The sequence below is a fragment of the Bradyrhizobium sp. INPA03-11B genome (genome assembly GCF_040446015.1).
Lineage (GTDB): Bacteria > Pseudomonadota > Alphaproteobacteria > Rhizobiales > Xanthobacteraceae > Bradyrhizobium > Bradyrhizobium macuxiense_A.
In genome coordinates this window covers 1-6,038 of record NZ_JASGSR010000224.1, presented here as the reverse complement: position 1 = coordinate 6,038, position 6,038 = coordinate 1, and the positions used below count along the sequence as shown (strand labels likewise).

At 64.8% G+C, this 6,038-nt stretch carries 6 protein-coding genes; 4 read left to right on the top strand and 2 right to left on the bottom strand.

The genetic code is table 11. The annotated features are described in order from the left end of the window. Positions 1-465: glutathione S-transferase (locus tag QMZ05_RS40110; RefSeq protein ID WP_353705775.1), on the bottom strand; the 465-nt coding region annotated here is incomplete at its 3' end. A gap of 634 nt (positions 466-1,099) precedes the next feature. Here QMZ05_RS40110 and QMZ05_RS40105 point away from each other — a divergent pair. The 3 genes from QMZ05_RS40105 (at position 1,100) to QMZ05_RS40095 (ending at position 3,925) form a co-directional block, all read left to right on the top strand. Next, positions 1,100-2,302, top strand: coding sequence for a pyridoxal phosphate-dependent aminotransferase (locus QMZ05_RS40105; RefSeq protein ID WP_353705774.1), 1,203 nt, complete (start codon positions 1,100-1,102; stop codon positions 2,300-2,302). Positions 2,303-2,560: 258 nt separating this feature from the next. Next, positions 2,561-3,085, top strand: a complete 525-nt coding sequence (locus QMZ05_RS40100; protein WP_050423222.1) for a DUF992 domain-containing protein — start codon at positions 2,561-2,563, stop codon at positions 3,083-3,085. A gap of 357 nt (positions 3,086-3,442) precedes the next feature. Next, on the top strand, positions 3,443-3,925 hold the full coding sequence (locus tag QMZ05_RS40095) for a DUF992 domain-containing protein (protein ID WP_353705773.1): 483 nt from the start codon (positions 3,443-3,445) through the stop codon (positions 3,923-3,925). Here QMZ05_RS40095 and QMZ05_RS40090 read toward each other — a convergent pair. Beyond that, positions 3,922-4,854, bottom strand: coding sequence for an alpha/beta hydrolase (locus tag QMZ05_RS40090; RefSeq protein WP_353705772.1), 933 nt, complete (start codon positions 4,852-4,854; stop codon positions 3,922-3,924). The two genes, QMZ05_RS40095 and QMZ05_RS40090, sit on opposite strands and share 4 nt — an antisense overlap. A 124-nt stretch (positions 4,855-4,978) precedes the next feature. Here QMZ05_RS40090 and QMZ05_RS40085 point away from each other — a divergent pair, with 124 nt between their 5' ends. Next, on the top strand, positions 4,979-5,887 hold the full coding sequence (locus QMZ05_RS40085) for a LysR substrate-binding domain-containing protein (protein ID WP_353705771.1): 909 nt from the start codon (positions 4,979-4,981) through the stop codon (positions 5,885-5,887). The last annotated feature ends 151 nt before the right edge of the window (positions 5,888-6,038 follow it).

Below are 6,038 nucleotides of genomic sequence, written 5' to 3'. Positions count from 1 at the left end.
CTGCTCGGCTGCGAAAAACGTGTGGTTCTTGAGGTGATTTTCCATCACCTGCAGCGCCGCATAACCGCGCTCCATCCAGTCCTCCAGCGCGTGGGTCTGCAGATCGCGCCCGCCCTTGACCAGCGACAGCCAGAAATAGGCGGCGCCGATATTCGGCTCCAGCGCGTGCTGTTCGAAGAACATCCACTGCAGCGCCTCGGCGCGCTCGATCCGCGACTCCGGCGCCAGCGGCGTGCCGATCGCAACGTACCAGAGGATGGCGTTGGACTCGGCGAGATGGCGGCCTTCGGCGACCTCGAGCAACGGCACCTGGCCGCTCGGATTCTTGGCCAGGAATTCCGGGGTCCGGCTCTCGCCGCGCAGGATGTCGATCTCGATCGCCTCGTACGGCGTGTTCAGCACGGCAAGCGCCAGCCGGACCTTGTAGCTGTTGCCGGAGCGCTGCATCGAATAGAGCTTGTACATTGCGTCGGGGTTCACTCGATCAGGAAGACGGACTGCATGAGACGGTACGCTTGAAAATTGCGCGGCCTGTCACACCGCAACGCCGCTAAACAATGATGCCGACAGGGGGGCGTCGCAAGCCCTGCAATGTGGAAAAAGTCGAAACGTCTACCGCACTGCACGCGTGCAGAACGATTCCATCAACACGGCAGAACAACTCGGATCACGCCTCTGCGACGCTGTGCACGGTGCCGGTCGATGCCACCGGTGGCCGTGGCCGACATGCTGCAATTCAGAAACGTTAACGGGGCATCCAGATCGCGGGATGCGCTGTCGGGGGCTGCGCCGGACCGCCTGCCGCCGGCACCATCAGACAGGTGTCGCGCGGCACATTGTCCTCGGAGCAATCCGCGCTGGAGCACGTGGCCGCAAGCCTTGCCGGCTAGGCTGAAGCGGTCATGACAGGGCTTGCCGGATATGAGTCATTTGGGGGCGGAACTTGCGGAATATTGCGCATGTCGCGCGGCATGCGGGAAAGTTTTCGTGCTTTGTCGCCAAGCTTCTTGCGATGCAGCGGCGACAGGCCTAGGGTGCCGCGATCCCATTCAAATCAAGTCGTGGCCCAACGGCTCACGACGTTTGCCAGGAGATGATAATGGCCTTCCTGTCCGCTGCGCTCGACCGTGTGAAGCCGTCCGCGACGATCGCGGTCACGGACAAAGCACGCGCGCTGAAAGCCGCGGGCCGCAATGTCATCGGCCTCGGCGCCGGCGAGCCTGACTTCGATACCCCCGCCAACATCAAGCTGGCTGCGATCCATGCGATCGAGGCCGGCAAGACCAAGTACACCGATGTCGGCGGCATTCCGGAGCTCAAGGAAGCCATCATCAACAAGTTCTCGCGCGAGAACGGACTGACCTACAAGCCGAACCAGGTCATCGTCGGCACCGGCGGCAAGCAGGTGCTCTACAACGCGCTGATGGCGACCATCAATCCCGGCGACGAGGTGATCATCCCTGCGCCGTATTGGGTCAGCTATCCCGAGATGGTGGCGCTCGCCGGCGGCGAGTCGGTCCCGGTGGTGTGCCCGGCTTCGACCGGCTTCAAGCTGCGCCCGGAAGATCTCGAGAAGGCGATCACGCCGAAGACCAAATGGGTGATCCTGTGCTCGCCGTCGAACCCGACCGGCTCGGCCTATACCAGGAGCGAGCTCAAGGCGATCACCGACGTGCTGGTCAAGCATCCGCATGTCTGGGTGATGACCGACGACATGTACGAGCACCTTGTCTATGACGATTTCGTCTTCACCACCGCGGCGCAGGTCGAGCCGAGCCTCTACGATCGCACGCTGACCGTGAACGGCGTGTCGAAGGCCTACTGCATGACCGGCTGGCGCATCGGCTATGCCGGCGGCCCGGCGCAGCTGATCAAGGCGATGGCGACGATCCAGTCGCAGTCGACCTCGAACCCGTCGTCGATCGCGCAGTGGGCGTCGGTCGAGGCGCTCAACGGTCCGCAGGACTTCATCGCCGCGAACAACAAGGTGTTCAAGGAACGCCGCGACCTCGTGGTGTCGATGCTCAACCAGGCGAGCGGCATCGAGTGCCCGCGGCCGGAAGGCGCGTTCTACGTCTATCCGTCCTGCGCCGGCACGATCGGCAAGAAGGCGCCCTCGGGCAAGGTGATCGACAACGACGAGGCGTTCGTCACAGAGCTGCTCGAGAGCGAAGGCGTCGCTGTCGTGCAGGGATCGGCGTTCGGCCTTGGCCCCGCGTTCCGCATCTCCTACGCCACCAAGACCTCGGATCTCGAGGATGCCTGCAAGCGCATCCAGCGCTTCTGCGGTAATCTGCGATAGTCGTTTCCGAACCGAGAGACTAAAAAACGCTCCCGCACCTGGTGCGGGAGCGTTTTCGTTTATGCGCTGAGATCGCGCGCCGGTATAATCGCGGAGTCAAATCACAACCTGCTCACCTCACGCGTGTGTGTGCGAACATCAATGCCACACGCGGGAAGTTTTTACGGCCCCTTTGCGAACTGCCTTGTTTTGGACACGAGCCTTCCTTTGTGTCCGCCGCGCAAATTGCAATTCAGTTCACCTTGCGGAGACAGACCAATGCGACTTTCGACCCTCACCTTTGCAGCGCTTGCGTTGCTGGCGCCGTTCGCCACCGCCAACGCGGCGCCTCAACAGGTTCAAGCCGGGGTCCTGCAGTGCCAGGGCGGCGAGAATGTCGGCTTCGTCGTCGGCTCTGTCGCCCGCCTCGAATGCGTGTTCCAGAGCGGCGGCCGCCGCCCCGAGCCGTATCTTGCGACCGTGAAGCGGATCGGCGTCGACCTCGGCTTCACCGGGCAGACCCAGCTCGCCTGGGCCGTCAGTGCGCCGACCACGGTGGTGCCGCGCGGTGCGCTCGCCGGCAGCTACGGCGGCGTCGGCGTCAACGCTTCGGTCGGCCTCGGCGCCGGCGGTAACTTCCTGTTCGGTGGCCCGAACAACGCCTATGCGCTGCAGCCGATCAGCGTGCAGGGCCAGACCGGCCTCAACGTTGCGGCCGGCATCGCCGGGATCGATCTCGAGCCGGTCCGCACCAACGGTCCGCGCCGGCATCATCGCCACCACCGTCATCATCACCACCACTAGAGCCCTTTCCGTTCCGATTGCATCGGAACGGGGCTCTAGGTTTTGTTTGGCGCGTTTTCTTCACGCGAACCGGTATCCACTTCGCTCGAAAACGCTCTAAGCTGGTTGTGTTCGATCAAAGGGGCCCGCGAAAGCGGGCCTCTTTTTTGCGGTCTGTTGTTTGCTGTCCGTTGCTGACCAAACTTCGGCCGCGAAGGAACATAGCAACAGCGCCACATCCCCCAACAATCGGTGGCCAAGCACCGCAAATTCTGGCCGACCATCCGATGTTGTGGCATAGGATGCGAACGGCGCCGCAGACACGGCGCCGTTCTGTTCTCTGCTCGCGTCATGCCTCTCAGCCGGAGACCCCCCAACATGCGTCGCCTCACTCTCCTCGCCGCTGCCGCCAGCGCCACGCTGACCGCAATCGTTGGCGTCAACGCTCAACAGCCGAGCCAGCGCGTACAGGTCGGCGTGCTGGAATGCCGCGGTGGCGCGAGCGTCGGCTTCATCGTCGGTTCCGTGACCCATCTCGGCTGCGTGCTGCGCGCCAATGGCCTGCCCGAGGACCGCTACATCGCGACCATCCAGAAGGTCGGCATCGATCTCGGCATCACCCAGGAATCGGCGTTGGCCTGGGGCGTCTACGCGCCGGTGGAGCGGCTCGGGCCGGGTGCACTCTCCGGCAACTATGCCGGTGCGCAGGGCAGCGCGACGCTCGGCGTCGGCGTCGGCGGCAATGTGCTGGTCGGCGGGTCCGACAACACCATCGCCCTGCAGCCGCTCAGCGTGCAGGGCCAGGTCGGCGTCAACATCGCCGCCGGCCTCGAGAGCCTGGAACTGCGTCCGGGTCGCTAAAGCGCGCGCGTAGCGTTCTTCAATCCGCCGAAGAAGCCGCGGGCTTCTTCGGCAACGATGCCGGGCGCTTCGGCGTGAACATAGTGCCCGGTGTCGACGAACCTGATCGAAGGTTCTCTCCAATAGCCCCCCAGCCGGTCCGACCATTCGGGTGAGATCAGCGGATCGCGGCGGCCCCAGAGAAAGCGCGAGGGCACCTCGATGCGCGGTTGCGCCGGAAGCTTGCCTTCCAGCCAGAGCCGGCGATTGGGTGCGGACGAGAGATACCAGTCGAAGCCGCCCTGGATGTTGCCCGGCTTCATGAAGTTATCGACATAGGCTTCCAGCAGGTCGCCGAACACGGCGGGATCGTCGCCCGACCAATGGTCGAGGAAGTGACGGAAATAGAGCCGGCATGACTCGCGCGAGTTGCCGACCAGTTGCGCCGCCCATGGCAACTGCTGGAAGTATTGATACCAGACCTCGATCAGGTGGCCGGGCTCGCCGTAGCGGTGGCCGAGGCCGGGATACGGCGTGCAGAGATAAAGCGTGCCTGTCAGCCGCTGCGGCTGACGATGCGACATCGCCTGCATGACATAGGCGCCGAGATCGCCGCCGATCACGCCGAAGCGGTCATGATCGAGCGCGTCCATGACCGCGAACATATCCTGCGCGTGGCGCTCCGCGGTCGCGGAGGCGTCGGGTCCTGGCGCCGGCTTGCCGGTGTCGCCGCAGCCGCGCAGGTCGGGTGCGATCAGTTCAAAGCTGTCGCCGAGGCGCAGCATCAGCGGCCGCCACACCAGCCAGAACTCCGGCCAGCCATGCAGCAGCAGCAGCGGCGGGCCCTTGCCGAAGCGCGCGACGTTGACGCGCAGGCCGCCGATATTGATCTTCTGTTGCGTGATGCCTGCCGCGGCTGCATCCGCGAAGGCCTTTTCGAGCGCCGTCATTGCGACCTCCTGTGGTTTGCCGCAGGCTGTCCGCGTTGACGCGTCCGGTCCAATACTCGTTCGATACGGTTGCAGAGCTATTGCGTATGGCTGCCGTCGCCGGCAGCCGTGCTATAGCGGTGGCATGGAATTGCGACACCTCAGATACTTCGTGGCGCTCGGCGAGGAATTGAATTTCACCCGCGCGGCCGAGCGGCTGCACATCGCGCAGCCGCCGCTCAGCCAGCAGATCCGTCAGCTCGAGGACGAGCTCGACGTCACGCTGCTGCAGCGGAATAGCCGTCCTGTCAGGCTCACCGAGGCCGGTGAGCTGTTTCTTGCGCGCGCACGCGCGGTGCTCGCAAGTTTCGAGAATGCGGTTGCCGACACGCGGCGCGTCGGGCGCGGCCAGGCCGGCAGACTCGGAATCGGATTCGTCGGCTCTGCCATGTTTGCCGGCCTTCCCGACATCGTCGGCGCCTATCGTGACGCCTGTCCCGATGTCGAGCTCGTGCTCGACGAGATGCTGGCGGCGGAGATCGCCGAGGCGCTGCGGCGCCGCCGGATCGATATCGGCTTCGCGCGTCCGGCACTGCTTGACGAACCGGGGCTTGCCCAGCGGCTCATCGTCGAGGAGCCCTATGTTGCAGCGCTGCCGCGTGCGCATCCCCTTGCGGCACGGCGCGACATTGCGCTCGCCGAATTGTCCGACGATGCCTTCGTGTTGTATCCGGCGCGCCCGGAGCCGTCGGTCACGGGCCTGATCGTGAACGCATGCAAGGCAGCGGGCTTCACGCCGCGGCTCGCGCAGGAGGTTCTGCATCTGCAAACCGCGATCGGCTTGATCGCCGCCGGTGTTGGTGTGTCGCTCGTTCCGGAGGCCGCGGCGCGCGCGCAGACCGGTCGCGGCGTCGCTTACGTTCGGCTTTCCGCACCGGTGGTGACGGCTCCGCTCACGATTGCGTGGCGCGAGGAAGATGCATTGCCTGCCGTGCAGCGCCTGCTCGACATCGCCGCGCGCTGGCGCGAGATCGCTCCAGGGGTGGCGCGCTAAGGAACCGGCGCATCGGACGCAATTTTTCCGGAGAGGGGCGGCGCACAGCTCCGCGATCGTAAAGGTCAGCGACGCCGCACCGCAGCGACGTTTTCCCGCTTGCCAAATGTCAAACGCAGGCAGAGCATGAACGGTCGCCGACCCAATCATG